The organism is Streptococcus troglodytae (assembly GCF_002355215.1).
Lineage (GTDB): Bacteria > Bacillota > Bacilli > Lactobacillales > Streptococcaceae > Streptococcus > Streptococcus troglodytae.
On sequence record NZ_AP014612.1, the window covers coordinates 1,909,952 to 1,925,210 of the forward strand.

A 15,259-nucleotide genomic window follows, 5' to 3' on the forward strand; every position below is an offset into this window, starting at 1 on the left:
GCAAAATAGATAAGTTGGCTTTTTTGTAAACAAACTGCTCCAACTTACTAATTTGCTTTGTCCTTTACAAGCTTTGTATCTTAATATTACCAAACGTAAGCAATAACTTCTCCGCCAATATTTTTTGTCGGGCTTCTCTATCAGTCAAAAGACCTTCAGAAGTTGAAATAATTGCAATTCCAAGTCCATTGAGAACTTTTGGAACATCTTCGCGTTTTGTATAGACACGAAGACCTGGTTTTGAAATACGTTTTAAGCCAGTGATAACTTTTTCACCATTTTGACCATATTTAAGAAAGATACGGATGATACCCTGTTTGTCATCTTCAATAACTTCAACATTTTTTACAAAACCTTCATGCTTAAGGATTTCAGCAATTCCTTTTTTGATATTTGATGCAGGAGCTTCAACTACGCTGTGATTTGCTTGATTAGCATTACGAATACGAGTTAAGAAGTCTGCAATCGGATCAGTCATAACCATTAATTTTTCTCCTTTTACTAGTAGTTTGAATCATTCACTTGCTAGTTATTTTTCTTTTGATACTTTTTTAGAATGATAAAAGATATCAGCAACCGCCTACAGCGTTTCATGACTAGGTTTTGAACCTATAACCTCAAAACTTTCTTTGATTGATAAGCTAACCACTTATCAATCTTTTCACCCTAACGAAAAGTATCAGTCTTGGCTCGCTAATGTTCGCCGATAAGTTTGAAAAAAGCTGAAAGCTCTTTTCAAACTACCAAGAAGCTTTTGTTACGCCCGGAATTTGTCCTTTGTATGCTAATTCACGGAAGCAAACACGACAAAGTTTAAATTTGCGGTAAACAGAGTGTGGTCGACCACATTTTTCACAACGAGTGTAAGCTTGCGTAGAAAATTTTGCAGGGCGTTTGCTCTTAGCAACCATAGATTTTTTAGCCAATTTAAACCTCCTTAATTATTTTGCGAAAGGCATTCCAAGGCCTGTAAGCAATTCACGCGATTCTTCATCAGTATTAGCAGTTGTAACGATAACAATATCAAGACCACGAACTTTATCAACATTATCAAAGTTAATTTCTGGGAAAATCAATTGTTCTTTCACACCAAGTGTGTAATTACCGCGTCCATCAAACGATTTTGTCGGAACTCCGTGGAAGTCACGGACACGTGGAAGTGAAACTGTCACCAATTTATCTAAGAATTCATACATGCGTTGACCGCGAAGAGTAACTTTCGCACCGATAGCAACACCTTCACGAAGACGGAAGCCGGCGATTGATTTCTTAGCTTTAGTAATAAGTGGTTTTTGACCTGAAATAAGCGCCAATTCAGCAGCTGCTTTTTCAAGATTTTTTGCATTTGACACAGCATCACCAACACCCATGTTAAGGACGATTTTATCAACCTTAGGAACGGCCATTACAGATGTGTAATTAAATTTTTCTGTCAATGCAGGAACTACTTCATTAAGATATTTTTCTTTTAAGCGATTTGCCATTATACTTCTCCTTTCCTTCGTGATTAATCAAGTACTTCGCCTGATTTTTTGTTGTAACGAATTTTTTACCATCAACAAATTTATAGCCAACACGACCCGCAACTCCATTTTTATCAAGAACTTGTACGTTTGATACATGGATAGGCGCTTCCTTTTCCACGATAGCACCTTGAGGGTTCTCATTGTTAGGTTTTTGGTGTTTTTTAACAATGGCTACACCTTCAACAACAACTTTATTAATTTTTGGAAAAGCTTTAAGAACTACAGCTTCAACACCTTTGTCCTTTCCAGCAATAACGCGAACTTTATCGCCTTTTTTTACAAACATTAAGATTTTCTCCTATTCTTTCTTACGCCCTGAGGCACCCTGACAAAATCAGGGGACTATACTCATTATCTATCGTTAGAGCTTCTTATTGTCTAACTTTGATTTTTTTGAGTACTATTTGTTTGTGAGTTTTAAATTAAAGTACTTCTGGCGCCAATGACACGATCTTCATGAAGTTACCTTCACGCAATTCACGAGCAACAGGACCAAAGATACGAGTTCCGCGAGGTGTTTTATCATCACGGATAATAACAGCTGCATTCTCATCAAATTTGATGTATGAACCATCAGCACGACGAGCACCTGATTTAGTACGAACAATAACGGCTTTCACCACATCACCTTTTTTAACCGCACCACCAGGAGTAGCTTGTTTTACTGAAGCAACGATGACATCACCGATGTTCGCGAACTTACGACCTGAACCGCCAAGAACTTTGATAGTCAGGATTTCGCGGGCACCACTGTTGTCAGCGACTTTTAAACGACTTTCTGATTGAATCATTTAAGTTTTTCTCCTTTCAGGCTTAATTAAATAATGACAGCTTCTTCAACCACTTCAACAAGACGAAAACGTTTTGTTGCTGAAAGCGGACGAGTTTCCATGATACGAACAATATCGCCTGCTTTTGCAGTATTGTTTTCATCATGAGCCTTATATTTCTTAGAGTAGTTAATACGTTTACCATAGACTGGGTGGTTACGTTTGGTTTCAACTACAACTGTGATTGTTTTGTCCATTTTATCAGACACAACACGACCAACTAGCGTTCTACGTTGTTTACGTTCCATTAGATTTCTCCTTTCCCAATCTATTCTTTCATTTCTGCTTGCACGGTTTTAACACGGGCAATTTGCTTTTTCACTTCGTTCAAACGGGCAGTTTGATCAAGTTGACCTGCTGCAGCTTGGAAACGAAGATCGAAAAGTTCTTTCTTAAGTTCGTTTTCTTTCTTAGCAAGTTCTTCTTGAGAAAGACCACGAAGCTCTTTAACAAAATCTTTAATTTCTTGAAGTTTCATGTTTTCTCCTTATTCTGCTTCACGTTTTACGAATTTAGTTTTAACTGGTAATTTGTGGCTTGCAAGGCGAAGAGCTTCACGGGCAACTTCTTCTGGAACATCAGCAATTTCAAACATGATTTTTCCACGTTTAACTGGTGCAACCCAGCCTTCTGGAGCACCTTTCCCAGATCCCATACGTACACCGATAGCCTTAGCAGTGTAGGACTTATGAGGAAAGATTTTAATCCAAACTTTACCACCACGTTTCATGTAACGCGTCATAGCGATACGAGCAGCCTCAATTTGACGATTAGTAATCCAGTGGCTAGTTGTAGCTTGCAGACCATATTCTCCAAAAGCTACTTTCTTACCACCTTTAGCTTCACCACGCATTTTTCCACGGAATTCACGACGGTGCTTAACACGTTTAGGTACTAACATTTGTTATTTCCCTCCTTTAGTGTTTTTACGAGCTGGAAGAATTTCGCCACGGTAAATCCAAACTTTAACACCAAGCTTACCATAAGTCGTATCAGCTTCTTCCCAAGCATAATCGATATCCGCACGAAGTGTGTGAAGTGGAACAGTTCCTTCTGAATATCCTTCGCTACGTGCGATGTCCGCACCATTTAAACGACCCGATACTTGAGTTTTAATTCCTTTAGCTCCTGCACGCATAGTGCGTTGGATTGCTTGTTTTTGAGCACGACGGAAAGCAACACGTTGCTCAAGCTGACGAGCAATATTTTCACCAACAAGGTGAGCATCAAGATCTGGAGATTTGATCTCAACAATATTAATGTGAACTTGTTTTCCAGTCAATTTGTTAAGTTGAGTACGAAGAGCATCAACATTTGCTCCGCCTTTACCGATAACCATACCAGGTTTTGCAGTATGAAGGGAAACATTTACCTTATTGACTGCACGTTCAATTTCAATAGTTGAAACTGCAGCGTCAGCCAACTCTTTTTGAATGAATTTACGGATTGCGAGATCTTCATGAAGGTAATCCGCGTATTCTTTTTCAGCATACCATTTTGCATCCCAATCACGAATGATACCGACACGCATACCAATTGGATGTACTTTTTGACCCACGATTTTACCTCCTTATTTTTCTTCTACAACTACAGTAACGTGAGTTGTACGTTTATTGATTGGTGAAGCTGAACCCTTCGCACGCGGACGGAAACGTTTCATCGTTGGTCCTTCGTTTGCGAATGTTTCAGATACGACCAAATTAGCTTTTTCCAAACCAAAGTTATTTTCTGCATTTGCGACAGCAGAGTTAAGAGTTTTCTCAACAATACGAGCAGCTTTGTTTGGAGTGAATTTCAAGATTGCGATTGCGTCAGCAACGTTCTTACCACGAATAAGATCAAGCACAAGACGTGTTTTACGAGGTGAAACACGGACTGTACGAGCCATTGCTTTAGCTGAAGTAATTTCTGCCATTGTGTCCTCCTCCTAATTAACGACGTGTTTTCTTATCATCAGTTGCGTGACCTTTGTAAGTACGAGTCGGTGCAAATTCACCAAGCTTGTGACCTACCATGTCCTCTTGAATGTAAACAGGAACATGTTTACGTCCGTCATAAACTGCGATTGTGTATCCAATGAAACTTGGGAAAATCGTTGAACGACGTGACCAAGTTTTAATTACTTTTTTCTTTTCGTCATTAGCTTGAGCCTCGATTTTTTTCATCAAATGCTCATCGACGAAAGGGCCTTTTTTAAGACTACGTCCCATTTTGTAATTTTCTCCTTTAAATATAGTACCACAGCGACCTATCTGTATTAAAAATACAGATTACCGAGCTGGCGGATGTTTAAGTTTTTAAGTGATTAATCTATTTTTCGTTACGACGACGAATAATAAGTTTGTTAGATTTAGCTTTCTTGTTACGTGTTTTAAGACCAAGCGCAGGTTTACCCCAAGGAGTAGATGGCGCTTTACGTCCAACCGGTGCCTTGCCTTCACCACCACCGTGTGGGTGATCGTTAGGGTTCATTACAGAACCACGGACTGTTGGACGAATACCCTTCCAACGGCTGCGTCCTGCTTTCCCAAGATTAACGAGTCCATGTTGTTCATTTCCAACAACACCAACTGTAGCACGACAAGTACCAAGAACCATACGAACTTCACCTGATTGCAGACGAACAAGAATGTACTTTCCTTCTTGTCCAAGCACTTGAGCAGAAGCTCCAGCTGCGCGGATAAGTTCAGCACCTTTACCTGGTTTCAATTCGATATTATGTATAAATGTACCAACTGGAATATTAGCAAGCGGAAGAGCATTCCCCACTTTGATATCAGCTTCAGGGCCCGAAATGATACGTTGGCCTACTTCAAGACCTTTTGGAGCAACAATATAAGATTTGACACCATCAGTATAGTGAATAAGCGCAATGTTAGCTGAGCGATTTGGATCGTATTCAATAGTCTTAACGACTGCTTCAACGCCATCTTTATTACGCTTGAAATCAATCAGACGGTAATGACGCTTGTGTCCGCCGCCTTGATGACGAACAGTAATGCGACCGTTATTGTTACGACCAGCCTTGTTTTTCAATGAAACAAGCAACGATTTCTCAGGTGTGCTTGTAGTAATTTCAGCGAAATCCAAAGAAGTCATATTACGACGGCCATTTGTCGTTGGTTTGTAAACTTTAATACCCACGTTATTTCCTCCTTAGATTATTCTGCCTCAGCAGCTGCAAACAAGTCAATTGTCTTAGAATCAGCTGTAAGAGTGATGATAGCTTTTTTCGTTTTACTTGTGAAACCTGTATAACGACCAACACGCTTTTGCTTTGGTTTTACGTTTACTGTACGGACACTCGCCACTTTGACACCATCAAAAGCTGCTTCAACAGCTTGTTTAATTAAAAGTTTATGAGCACGAGTGTCAACCTCAAATGTATACTTACCTTCTTCAAGAGCATGCATTGATTTTTCAGTAACAACAGGTTTTTTGATTACATCGTACAAATTCATTATGCAAGAACCTCCTCGATATTAGAGATTGCTTCTTTAGTAACAAGAAGTTTGTCGCTGTTTACGATATCAAGAACACTTGCAGTTGCTGCGGTAGCAACTTTTACATTTGGAAGATTACGAGCTGACAACTCAGCAGCTTGATTGCCTTCTTCAAGAATAACAAGTACTTTTGAATCAACATTAAGTGCAGCAAGTACTGTAGCAAATTCTTTGGTTTTTGGAGCTTCAAAAGAAAGAGCATCTACAGCTACAAATTTTTCATCAGCAACTTTTGCTGAATAAACTGACTTTAAGGCGAGGCGGCGAACTTTTTGTGGAAGTTTATAGCCATATGAACGTGGAGTTGGTCCAAAAACAACACCACCACCACGCCATTGCGGTGCGCGGATAGAACCTTGACGTGCACGTCCAGTTCCTTTTTGACGCCATGGTTTACGTCCACCACCTGATACTGCTGAACGATTTTTAACCGCGTGAGTACCTTGGCGAAGATTAGCACGTTGACTAATAATAACATCAAATACTACTGATTCATTTGGTTCGATACCGAAGATAGCGTCGTTAAGTGTTACTTCACCAGCTTCTTTACCAGTTTGGTCAAATAGTTTTACGTTTGCCATGTTAACTGATTTCCCCTTTCTTTATTATTTAGCAGCTTTAACTGCTGATTTGATGATGATAAGAGACTTCTTAGCACCTGGCACATTACCCTTGATAAGGATAACATTTTTTCTGGAACAACTTGAACGACTTCAAGGTTTTGAATCGTCACGCGGTTACCCCCCATACGTCCAGCAAGGTTTTACCTTTGAATACACGGTTAGGTGCTACAGGTCCCATTGAACCTGGACGGCGATGATAACGAGAACCGTGAGCCATAGGACCACGTGATTGACCATGGCGTTTAATAGCACCTTGGAAACCTTTACCTTTAGTTGTACCAGTAACATCAACAACATCACCAGCCTCGAATTGTTCGACTGTAATTTCTTGTCCAACTTCTAAACCTTCAATGTTTTTAAATTCACGAATGAAGCGCTTAGGAGCTGTGTCGGCTTTTGCCACATGGCCTTTGGCAGGTTTGTTGCTCAGCACTTCACGTTTATCATCAAAACCAACTTGAACTGCTTCGTAACCGTCTGTTTCAAGAGTCTTAACTTGAAGCACAACATTTGGAGTTGCTTCGATGACAGTAACAGGGATAAATTCACCAGATTCAGTGAAGATTTGAGTCATTCCCACTTTTTTCCCTAAGATTCCTTTTGTCATGAGAAAATATTTCCTTTACTTAATTATTTAAAAAGTTTTTTATGAGCGTTTTTTAGGCTCAAAAAGTTTTTAACGAGCGTTTTTGTGCTCAAAATTAAGATACTAAGGGCGTCAAACTCAATGTAAACATAGGAAAATCGATGACGACTCGACGAGCCTAAGCGATTTTATCTTTTTACGTAGAGTTTAGCCCGTGTTCAATTCCGCTTGAACTGGTTCTTAATATCTGATTAAAGTTTAATCTCTACGTTTACACCACTTGGAAGATCAAGCTTCATAAGCGCATCAACTGTTTTTTGCGTTGGATTCACAATATCAATCAGACGTTTGTGAGTACGCATCTCAAATTGTTCGCGAGAATCTTTGTATTTATGAGTCGCACGAATAACTGTGTAAAGACTGCGTTCAGTTGGAAGTGGCACAGGACCAGCAACGCTTGCACCTGTACGAGTCGCTGTTTCCACGATTTTTTCTGCCGCTGTGTCAAGTGTACGGTGTTCGTAAGCTTTCAAACGGATACGGATTTTTTTGTTTGCCATCTTTTCTCCTCTCGTCTATTTAAAATAATAGGCTAGCTCCACAAGAAAACCGACAAGCTTTTGCGTGGCAATGCAACCGAGCGTGTCGCAACCTCTTGTATCAAAGCTAAAAGCTGATTTTTACAGCACCAAATCAGTATAACAAATAAACCTTTTTATTGCAAGGTTATTTCGAAGTTTTTTATAAAAAAGCTCTGAATTTCAATTTAAAGTGTTAATTAGGCAAAACAATGATACAAATGAAACTCATACTTGCTTTTACTAGTTAAAAATGATAAACTCATAATTAGTTTATAAACTAATTAAGGAGAGTATATGTTTTCAAGTCAAAAATTAAAAGAACGACGAAAAAAACTTGGTCTTTCGCAAGCACAAACAGCTGACAAATTAGGAATTAGCCGACCTTCTTATTTTAACTGGGAAATTGGCAAAACAAAACCAAATCAAAAAACTTAAATAAATTAGCTCAATTATTAGAGGTGGATTCTGCTTACTTTTTATCACAGCACGATATTGTCGAAGTTTATACCCGCTTAAATGAAAACAATAAAACAAAAACCTTAAAATACTCACAGCATTTACTCGAACAACAAGATAAGGAAAGGAATCTAATGAAAAATAAACGTTATCCCTACAGAGTTTACGAAAAATTATCAGCAGGTACAGGCTATTCCTATTTTGGTGACGGCAATTTTGATACCGTTTTTTATGATGAAGAAATCGATCACGATTTTGCGTCTTGGATCTTTGGAGATTCAATGGAACCTATTTTTCTCAATGGTGAAGTTGCCCTTATCAAACAAACAGGATTTGATTATGATGGCGCCATTTATGCGATTGATTGGGATGGGCAAACCTATATAAAAAAAGTCTACCGTGAAGAAAAAGGGCTTCGCCTTGTTTCCCTCAACAAGAAATACGCCGATAAATTTGCCCCTTATGATGAAAATCCTCGAATCATTGGATTAATTGTAGGAAATTTTATGCCCCTTGAAGGTTAGCGACTCTGCGTAAACTTGAATAATTAAAAGTACAAAAGAATTTACTGAGCTGCACCTCACAAGTTAGATAAAAGGTCTAACCTATGAGGGTTTTTGCATGCAATCAAAAAGACCCTATAAATCCTCAGAGGGAATTCACCCACTATAGATATTATAAAGTCTTTTGTTATATGTATTAGAGAGAAAGAAGAGAAGTGCTTTATTTAAAACCAATGCTTACGCAGAAAGCACTGAAAAGAGCTAATAAAGCTGTAAAGAAAGAATTTCCTTTTTTCTGTTTCTTTTTTGTTGAAACATGATGAGCTTTCTTTGTTTCTTTCGTTTTATTAATTGATTTTTGAGTAGATTTGACAGAAATATTTCCGCCCGCAGAGACATTAAAGGAAACATTAAGAGACCCGTTTGAATTTCCTGATTGACCATTTTGACCGGCGGAGTCGTTATTATTTACTTTGACAGATTTAATAACGAGATGGCCGTCAAAAGAGACTTCAAAAGAAATAACATCATCTACATGATTTGGTGTTGATGGAACGGTTGGTTGATATTGCCCCGGTGTATGTGGTTTCAAGCCGTAGCCGCCAATAACATTCCAATCAATATAACCATCATTTTCACCTGGAAGATAGGCTGTATCCAGCGTGCCAACAGTGTCTGTCGTGCGACTCGATTCATCCCAAATCCAATCTCCTTGTTGCGTCATTTCTGCTAAAACTTTTGTCGTTCCATCTGGCAAGACCTGAATGAGGAAACTAGGTGCCCAGGTTGAATTCTTACCTTTACCTGCGACTTCATTACGATTGGTCATATAAGCCGTCATTAACAGGGTATCAGATGATCCAGTTACTGGAACAGCATAATAAGAGTAAGTCGCCGTTCGCCAATCTGCTGGAACTGAAGCTGTTAAAACCACACCACTATTATTTAAGGGTTTGTAGCCGTTAGTCAATTGATCAGAAACATAACCTAGCATAACGACATTATCACCAACAACTTCATTTGCTTTATTCCAAGCATCGTTGTTACTTCCGTGATTAAGACGTGAAGCTGTAAAAAGATAGTACTTATCTCCTAATTTAACCACATTTGGTCGTTCGAGTTCATCCGAAACCATTGTTGAACTTAGTAAAGGCGTGTAAAATTGATCTACCTCAGGTGTTTTTTTATCACCCTTAAGTTTTAAAATGCCAATAGCTGCATTGGCCCAACTTGCACGGTTATACATATCTTGATCATCTAAAAATCTAAAAAGACTTTTAACATTATAAGCAGAGCTGCCGCCATAGTTAGTAAAGTTGTAAATCTGATCTTCACCTTGATAGTTCTCTGTACCTGTGCTTGCCTCAAAGACAAGATAGCGATCTCCCTTCTCATCTTCAATGACATGTGGATCACGCATAGCAATGTTATCAGCCCCTGTAAAGGTTGAACGCCATTGTTGATAACTTTGATAATGATAGCCATCTCCACCTTCAGGCGTCAAAACTTTATCATTTTCAACAGACAGAATTCTAACATCTTGGTCATCAAAGCCAAGGTTTACAGTCGCTGTTGCTAAACGTTGATTATTACTATTTTGATCACTAGTATCAACCTTGGTGTAGAATAGCTGCAAACTTCCATCTTCATTTACGGTAGCTGAACCTGACCATTCTTGAGTTAGGGGTGTTTCATTATAACCAAAGATAGAACCTGCATTTTTCCAATGATCAAAGTTATTATCCCCATATTTATTGTAAAGAAGATAAATGTGATTATCATTAGTATTTGGAATCCCCATCATAGCGACAACAAGCTGATAACCATTCCAATTAATGACCTCACCAGTCTTAGCATCCTGAACTGGCCAAGAATCCCAAACATCCAAATCAGCTATTTGACCCGTTTGGGCATCACGTGTTGTAGCTGCTTTCATGTTTTTTATCGCTTTTGCATTAAAATAAGGGATAGCATAGCGTTCATCTTGAGCTATCAACGTTTGAGCTATCTTGTCAAACTCTTGGTAAGTCATTTGATGACCGGTTTGAGCATCACTCGTTAATTTAACTTTATTGAGGGCTTCAATTTGCCGTTGCGTCAAACTACTTAAATCAACACCAGCTTCAGTCGCAATTTTATGGGCTTGTTCTGTCAGACCGTATTCATCTACTGTGTTCTCTGGTGTAGTCGCAGTGATTTCTTTACTTGCTTTGGCTTTGTCATTTGTTTGACCTACTTCCGATGTACTAGCCGATGTCTTATCAGAGGCAGCGGCTGTAGACACCTGTCCTTGAGATTTACCTTCTTCTGCTTTGTCAGCATTGTTAGCTGTTACAACTGCAGCCGTTTGAGTGCTATCTTCAATTGCTGCAACTGTATCTGTTGCTGATGTCTCCTGAACAGAATGACTTGCTTGGACGTCACTCTGAACCTGGTTTTCTGCTGCCGATGAAGTAGTGATTTTACTTTCTTGAGTTTGATTGCCCTCAATCAATTCAGAAGAAGATTGCGTCGAACTGACTTCATCCGCATGAACTGAAGAAAGACTAATTCCAGTCAGCATAACTGTTGTGACAGTAGCAACAACCCAAAACTTCCCTTTCTTATACATCTTTTTTCTAACTTTATTTTCCATTAGTACAACCTCCTTTGTTATTATTACATTATAATTCTAATTTATAACAAACACTGTATCATTTTTGTTAATTTTTAGAAACTTTATTTAAATAAAAAACACTTTTTCATAAATTTCATCTCATTTTCATGACATGAAAATATATTCACATATTAAATTAAGCTGAAATTAAAAATATCTCTTGAATCAAAAGAAACAAGAGATATTTTTCTATAATCTTTTAATATTGGGGATACTAAAGTAGAATAAAGCGAGCTAACAAATTTATGAAAAACTGCACTAGATGATTATACAATATCAAATTTTAATTTTCTTTTTGGATACCAATTTTCAGAGTCTGTCCACTGGCTAGTTTTCCTGAGAGAATAAGCTCTGCTAACTTATCTTCCACTTCTGTCTGAAGTGTCCGACGCAAAGGACGTGCCCCCATTTCAGCATCATAACCTGCCAGAGCTAAATGTTTCAATGCTGAAGGCTGAAACTTAAGTGTAATTCCCTGTTCAGCCAAATGGGCAATCAATGGAGCGACCATAATTTTAACAATATGGCGTATGTCTTCTTGACCAAGATTATGAAAGACAACTTTTTCATCAATACGATTAATGAATTCAGGTCGATAAGTCTTTTTCAATTCTTCTAAAATACGACTTTCCATAGCCTTATAATCCTGAGAAAAGCTTTTAGCTCCAAAACCAACGGTTTTGTCATCACGAAGCGCAGTCGCACCCAAATTAGAGGTCATGATAATAATCGTATTTGAAAAATCAACGTTACGACCACGGCTATCTGTCAAAACACCATCATCAAGTACTTGAAGTAAGATATTAAAAATATCTGGATGAGCTTTCTCCACCTCATCAAAAAGAAGTACAGAGTAAGGTTTGTTACGAACCTTTTCTGTCAACTCACCGCCTTCTTCATACCCCACGTAACCCGGAGGAGCTCCATTAAGGCGAGAAGCTGCAAATTTTTCCATATATTCGCTCATATCAAAACGAATAAGAGCCGACTCATCATCAAAAAGCACTTCTGCCAAAGCCTTAGCAAGTTCTGTTTTACCAACACCTGTCGGTCCCAAAAACATGAAAGAGCCAATGGGACGTTTGCCTACCCGAATTCCAGATTGATTGCGGCGAATAGCACGACTAATGCTGGATACCGCATCATCTTGACCAATCACACGCTTATGCAATTCTCTTTCAAGATTAAGATATTTTTTACTATCAGCCTGTGTGAGTTTGCTGACAGGAATGCCTGAAAGTCTGCTGAGAGTTGCTAGGATATCTTCTTCTTTGACTTCAACTCGTTTCTTAAGCAGAGGCTTCTTCTCCTTTTTCAACAAACGCTTAGCTAATTGGTAATCGTTATTGATAAGAGCATGATCTAAATCTGTCAAATAAGCTGGTGCCTGTTTTTTCACTAAGCCTTGAACAGTTGCACTGGCTTCATCTAAAAGATCGATAGCCGAATCAGGTAAATTCTTACCACTTAAATAACGATGTGCTCCTTTGACTGCCGCCATTACGGCTGCATCAGAAATAATAACATGATGATAAGTTTCATAACTTTTCTTTAAACCAAGCAAGATCTGATAAGCTTCTTCTTCACTTGGCTCTTCAATAGTTACCTTAGCAAAACGACGAGAAAGAGCGGCATCTTTTTCAATATGCTTTTGATACTCCTCTTGAGTAGTCGCTCCAATCGTTCTAAGACTGCCGCGCGCTAAAGCTGGTTTAAGAATATTAGCAGCATCCAACGTACTGTCAATACCACTGCCTGAACCCATAATGGTATGCAGTTCATCAATGAAGAGAACAATGTGACCATCAGCTTCAATGTCTGCAATAATTTGATTCATTCGTTCCTCAAAATCACCACGAAAACGAGTCCCTGCAACAACACTCATCATGTCGAGCTCTAGCACTTTCATATCTGCCAATTCAAAAGGAACAGCACTATCCACAATGCGTTGAGCAAGGCCGTAAGCCAAAGCAGTCTTTCCAACACCAGCATCACCAACTAAAACAGGGTTATTTTTTGTCTTACGGCTTAAAATTTGAACTATCCGTGAGATTTCTTGTTCACGACCAATAACAGGTTCTAAACGACCTTGTCTTGCCAACTCCGTCAAATCCCTTGTAAAATCAGCTAGTTCACCTGTAACGCTAGGTGGCTTCATTAAATCAGAAAAGCTGCTGCTATTTTTGACCTTTTTAGGTTTACGCATTTCAAAGATGGCCTTAATGTCCTCTTTGGAAAAGCCAGCATAACGTTCAATCACTTTTCGCAGACCCAAAAGACGGATGGACTCTCCATCATCTTTGGCCTGAAAACCAACTAGCTCTAAGATACGAGTTGCTAAAAGATTAGGATTAAGTAACATGGCAAATAAAACATGTTCTGTTCCAACTTCTTTAGCATGTGTCACCTGACTAATAGCAGCGGCTTCAGCCAAAGTTCGTTGTAAAGCATGCGATTGTTCTAAAAGATTAATATCATGACTTGGGGTCTTGGGTCTTTTACCAATAGCCAAAATAGCAGCAGCCTGATAATCTTTAAAACGAACATCTGCTTCAAACTCTGCAAAACTCAGACCAGCCACTGAAGAATCAATTTCTACCATTGCAAGAAGGACATGCCAGCTTTCTAAATAGGAACTTTCAAAACGAGCCGCTTCAAACTGCGCCAATCGAAAGACTTCCTGCATTTTTAATGAGTAATCAATCATAGATGGTATCCTTTTCTATCTAAACGTTGTAATATTTTGTGAAGCATACGGGCACGAATTTTAGGACTTTCATCCCCAAGAACATCTTCTCCTGAACTCGCCAAAATAATATTCCCTTCACGCTCACTAATAATGTTCTCATCAAAGAGAAGCTGAATAATATCTGTAAAAACCTGTTGGCTAATTTGTTCACCAATAGTCGCTTCTAAATCATTAAGCATCTGATGTTGGTCTGAAAAACGGATTTTAGCAATTCTAATATAACCGCCACCACCACGTTTACTTTCAACGGCATAACCACGGCTTTCTGTAAAACGCGTTTTAATGACATAATTAATCTGACTGGGAACAACACTAAAATTATCTGCCAGAACACTTCTTTTGATTTCCGCAAAACCTGACTGAGCTAAGATTTTTTTAATATATTCTTCAATACTGTCTGAAGTATTTTTTGACGTCATGCTTCCAACTCCTTCCCAGTCACTTTGACTATAACTGACTTTTATTATATCAAAATCTTGGTTATTTTTAAATGAAAAGCACAGTCTAAACTTTTTTGAATATTACAGCTTGTCTTTCTGCCAAAGATAAGCTAAAATGAACTGTAATACAAAAGAGAGGTCTTAGATTGAATGAATTATCTCATTACATTTATTATTTCCATGGTACCGCTAATCGAGCTTAGAGGGGCTGTCCCTTACGCTATCACTACTGGTATTCCTATGTGGCAAGCGATCTCCATTGGTGTTATTGGAAATATGCTCCCTGTTCCGATCATCTTTTTCTTTGCCCGTCGTGTCTTAGAGTGGGGAGCCGACAAGCCAATTATTGGCAAGTTTTTTACTTGGTGTCTAAAAAAAGGTCACAGCGGCGGTGCTAAATTAGAAAAGGTAGCAGGAGAAAGAGGTGTTTTCCTTGCCCTTATGCTTTTTGTGGGCATCCCTATTCCAGGGACAGGAGCTTGGACAGGAACACTCGCTGCCAGCGTCCTGGACTGGAAATTTAAAACCAGTGGCTGTTGTTTTAGGCGTTATCTTAGCCGGAATCATTATGGCAGTCCTGACAACTATCGGTTTAAAGGCTTTTATTTAAAAGCTTTTTTTAATTTAACTCAGAAAAATCAAACGAGGCCATGGACTCTTGTCCCAGCCTCGTTTGATATAAGGAAAAAGAATATTTGAGTTTTTAGAAGAGAAAAAGGATATCATATTCACTATTTTATCAATATAAAAAGTGATAAAAAGTGATAAAGTCTTAAAGTCCTCTTAGTTGCGCACATCATATTTTA

General features: G+C 38.6%; 15 protein-coding genes and 7 pseudogenes. 2 read left to right on the plus strand and 20 right to left on the minus strand.

Annotated features, from left to right (window positions below):
• Nucleotides 1–86 precede the first annotated feature (86 nt).
• From rpsH to rpsJ, 16 genes and pseudogenes are all read right to left on the minus strand, one after another.
• A pseudogene (rpsH, locus tag SRT_RS09350) lies at nucleotides 87–484 on the minus strand (30S ribosomal protein S8).
• A gap of 256 nt (nucleotides 485–740) precedes the next feature.
• Nucleotides 741–926 (minus strand): type Z 30S ribosomal protein S14, encoded by a 186-nt coding sequence (locus tag SRT_RS09355; RefSeq protein ID WP_002262327.1) that lies wholly within the window; start codon nucleotides 924–926, stop codon nucleotides 741–743.
• 15 nt (nucleotides 927–941) lie between these two features.
• Nucleotides 942–1,484, minus strand: a complete 543-nt coding sequence (rplE, locus tag SRT_RS09360) for a 50S ribosomal protein L5 (protein WP_002262328.1) — start codon at nucleotides 1,482–1,484, stop codon at nucleotides 942–944.
• A 23-nt stretch (nucleotides 1,485–1,507) separates the two neighbouring features.
• A pseudogene (gene rplX, locus SRT_RS09365) lies at nucleotides 1,508–1,812 on the minus strand (50S ribosomal protein L24).
• Nucleotides 1,813–1,948: 136 nt separating this feature from the next.
• On the minus strand, nucleotides 1,949–2,317 hold the full coding sequence (gene rplN, locus SRT_RS09370) for a 50S ribosomal protein L14 (protein WP_002262330.1): 369 nt from the start codon (nucleotides 2,315–2,317) through the stop codon (nucleotides 1,949–1,951).
• Nucleotides 2,318–2,343: 26 nt separating this feature from the next.
• Nucleotides 2,344–2,604, minus strand: a complete 261-nt coding sequence (gene rpsQ, locus SRT_RS09375; protein ID WP_002266286.1) for a 30S ribosomal protein S17 — start codon at nucleotides 2,602–2,604, stop codon at nucleotides 2,344–2,346.
• A gap of 20 nt (nucleotides 2,605–2,624) precedes the next feature.
• Nucleotides 2,625–2,834: a 50S ribosomal protein L29 gene (gene rpmC, locus SRT_RS09380; protein WP_128833883.1), complete on the minus strand. Its 210-nt coding sequence runs from the start codon at nucleotides 2,832–2,834 to the stop codon at nucleotides 2,625–2,627.
• A 9-nt stretch (nucleotides 2,835–2,843) separates the two neighbouring features.
• The gene (rplP, locus tag SRT_RS09385) at nucleotides 2,844–3,257 is read right to left on the minus strand and encodes a 50S ribosomal protein L16 (RefSeq protein ID WP_002266285.1); all 414 of its coding nucleotides are present in this window, start codon (nucleotides 3,255–3,257) and stop codon (nucleotides 2,844–2,846) included.
• A 3-nt stretch (nucleotides 3,258–3,260) separates the two neighbouring features.
• Complete coding sequence (rpsC, locus tag SRT_RS09390) at nucleotides 3,261–3,914, minus strand: 30S ribosomal protein S3 (RefSeq protein WP_128833884.1); 654 nt, start codon at nucleotides 3,912–3,914, stop codon at nucleotides 3,261–3,263.
• A 12-nt stretch (nucleotides 3,915–3,926) separates the two neighbouring features.
• Nucleotides 3,927–4,271, minus strand: coding sequence for a 50S ribosomal protein L22 (gene rplV / locus SRT_RS09395; protein ID WP_002262335.1), 345 nt, complete (start codon nucleotides 4,269–4,271; stop codon nucleotides 3,927–3,929).
• A gap of 16 nt (nucleotides 4,272–4,287) precedes the next feature.
• Nucleotides 4,288–4,566 carry a 30S ribosomal protein S19 gene (gene rpsS, locus SRT_RS09400; protein ID WP_002262336.1) on the minus strand — a complete coding sequence of 93 codons (279 nt, stop codon included), beginning with the start codon at nucleotides 4,564–4,566 and terminating at the stop codon, nucleotides 4,288–4,290.
• 100 nt (nucleotides 4,567–4,666) lie between these two features.
• Nucleotides 4,667–5,500 carry a 50S ribosomal protein L2 gene (gene rplB, locus SRT_RS09405; RefSeq protein WP_128833885.1) on the minus strand — a complete coding sequence of 278 codons (834 nt, stop codon included), beginning with the start codon at nucleotides 5,498–5,500 and terminating at the stop codon, nucleotides 4,667–4,669.
• 17 nt (nucleotides 5,501–5,517) lie between these two features.
• Complete coding sequence (locus tag SRT_RS09410) at nucleotides 5,518–5,817, minus strand: 50S ribosomal protein L23 (RefSeq protein ID WP_002262338.1); 300 nt, start codon at nucleotides 5,815–5,817, stop codon at nucleotides 5,518–5,520.
• Complete coding sequence (gene rplD, locus SRT_RS09415; protein ID WP_002262339.1) at nucleotides 5,817–6,440, minus strand: 50S ribosomal protein L4; 624 nt, start codon at nucleotides 6,438–6,440, stop codon at nucleotides 5,817–5,819. Before rplD ends, SRT_RS09410 begins: the two co-directional genes overlap by 1 nt.
• 24 nt (nucleotides 6,441–6,464) lie before the next feature.
• A pseudogene (gene rplC / locus SRT_RS09420) lies at nucleotides 6,465–7,089 on the minus strand (50S ribosomal protein L3).
• A 230-nt stretch (nucleotides 7,090–7,319) separates the two neighbouring features.
• Nucleotides 7,320–7,628: a 30S ribosomal protein S10 gene (gene rpsJ, locus SRT_RS09425; protein WP_002262341.1), complete on the minus strand. Its 309-nt coding sequence runs from the start codon at nucleotides 7,626–7,628 to the stop codon at nucleotides 7,320–7,322.
• A gap of 315 nt (nucleotides 7,629–7,943) precedes the next feature.
• On the opposite strand from rpsJ, the pseudogene SRT_RS09430 reads away from it, so the two are divergent.
• Nucleotides 7,944–8,629, plus strand: a pseudogene (locus SRT_RS09430) (helix-turn-helix domain-containing protein).
• Nucleotides 8,630–8,828: 199 nt separating this feature from the next.
• Here SRT_RS09430 and SRT_RS09435 read toward each other — a convergent pair.
• The 4 genes and pseudogenes from SRT_RS09435 to ctsR all read right to left on the minus strand — a co-directional run.
• A pseudogene (locus SRT_RS09435) lies at nucleotides 8,829–11,186 on the minus strand (glycoside hydrolase family 68 protein); the annotation flags it as partial.
• 9 nt (nucleotides 11,187–11,195) lie between these two features.
• Nucleotides 11,196–11,243, minus strand: a pseudogene (locus SRT_RS11405) (KxYKxGKxW signal peptide domain-containing protein); the annotation flags it as partial.
• A gap of 304 nt (nucleotides 11,244–11,547) precedes the next feature.
• The gene (locus SRT_RS09440; protein ID WP_128833887.1) at nucleotides 11,548–13,971 is read right to left on the minus strand and encodes an ATP-dependent Clp protease ATP-binding subunit; all 2,424 of its coding nucleotides are present in this window, start codon (nucleotides 13,969–13,971) and stop codon (nucleotides 11,548–11,550) included.
• A complete protein-coding gene (gene ctsR / locus SRT_RS09445) occupies nucleotides 13,968–14,432 on the minus strand; it encodes a transcriptional regulator CtsR (protein ID WP_128833888.1) in 465 nt (154 codons plus the stop codon). Before ctsR ends, SRT_RS09440 begins: the two co-directional genes overlap by 4 nt.
• 171 nt (nucleotides 14,433–14,603) lie before the next feature.
• Between ctsR and SRT_RS09450 the strand changes: the two are divergent.
• A pseudogene (locus SRT_RS09450) lies at nucleotides 14,604–15,063 on the plus strand (COG2426 family protein).
• The last annotated feature ends 196 nt before the right edge of the window (nucleotides 15,064–15,259 follow it).

Bases quoted from the DNA above. Each gene is read 5' to 3' on its own strand.
- rplE (WP_002262328.1), bottom strand. From the start codon at position 1,484: ATGGCAAATCGCTTAAAAGAAAAATATCTTAATGAAGTAGTTCCTGCA.
- rplN (WP_002262330.1), bottom strand. From the start codon at position 2,317: ATGATTCAATCAGAAAGTCGTTTAAAAGTCGCTGACAACAGTGGTGCC.
- rpsQ (WP_002266286.1), bottom strand. From the start codon at position 2,604: ATGGAACGTAAACAACGTAGAACGCTAGTTGGTCGTGTTGTGTCTGAT.
- rpmC (WP_128833883.1), bottom strand. From the start codon at position 2,834: ATGAAACTTCAAGAAATTAAAGATTTTGTTAAAGAGCTTCGTGGTCTT.
- rplP (WP_002266285.1), bottom strand. From the start codon at position 3,257: ATGTTAGTACCTAAACGTGTTAAGCACCGTCGTGAATTCCGTGGAAAA.
- rplV (WP_002262335.1), bottom strand. From the start codon at position 4,271: ATGGCAGAAATTACTTCAGCTAAAGCAATGGCTCGTACAGTCCGTGTT.
- rpsS (WP_002262336.1), bottom strand. From the start codon at position 4,566: ATGGGACGTAGTCTTAAAAAAGGCCCTTTCGTCGATGAGCATTTGATG.
- SRT_RS09410 (WP_002262338.1), bottom strand. From the start codon at position 5,817: ATGAATTTGTACGATGTAATCAAAAAACCTGTTGTTACTGAAAAATCA.
- rplD (WP_002262339.1), bottom strand. From the start codon at position 6,440: ATGGCAAACGTAAAACTATTTGACCAAACTGGTAAAGAAGCTGGTGAA.
- rpsJ (WP_002262341.1), bottom strand. From the start codon at position 7,628: ATGGCAAACAAAAAAATCCGTATCCGTTTGAAAGCTTACGAACACCGT.
- SRT_RS09440 (WP_128833887.1), bottom strand. From the start codon at position 13,971: ATGATTGATTACTCATTAAAAATGCAGGAAGTCTTTCGATTGGCGCAG.
- ctsR (WP_128833888.1), bottom strand. From the start codon at position 14,432: ATGACGTCAAAAAATACTTCAGACAGTATTGAAGAATATATTAAAAAA.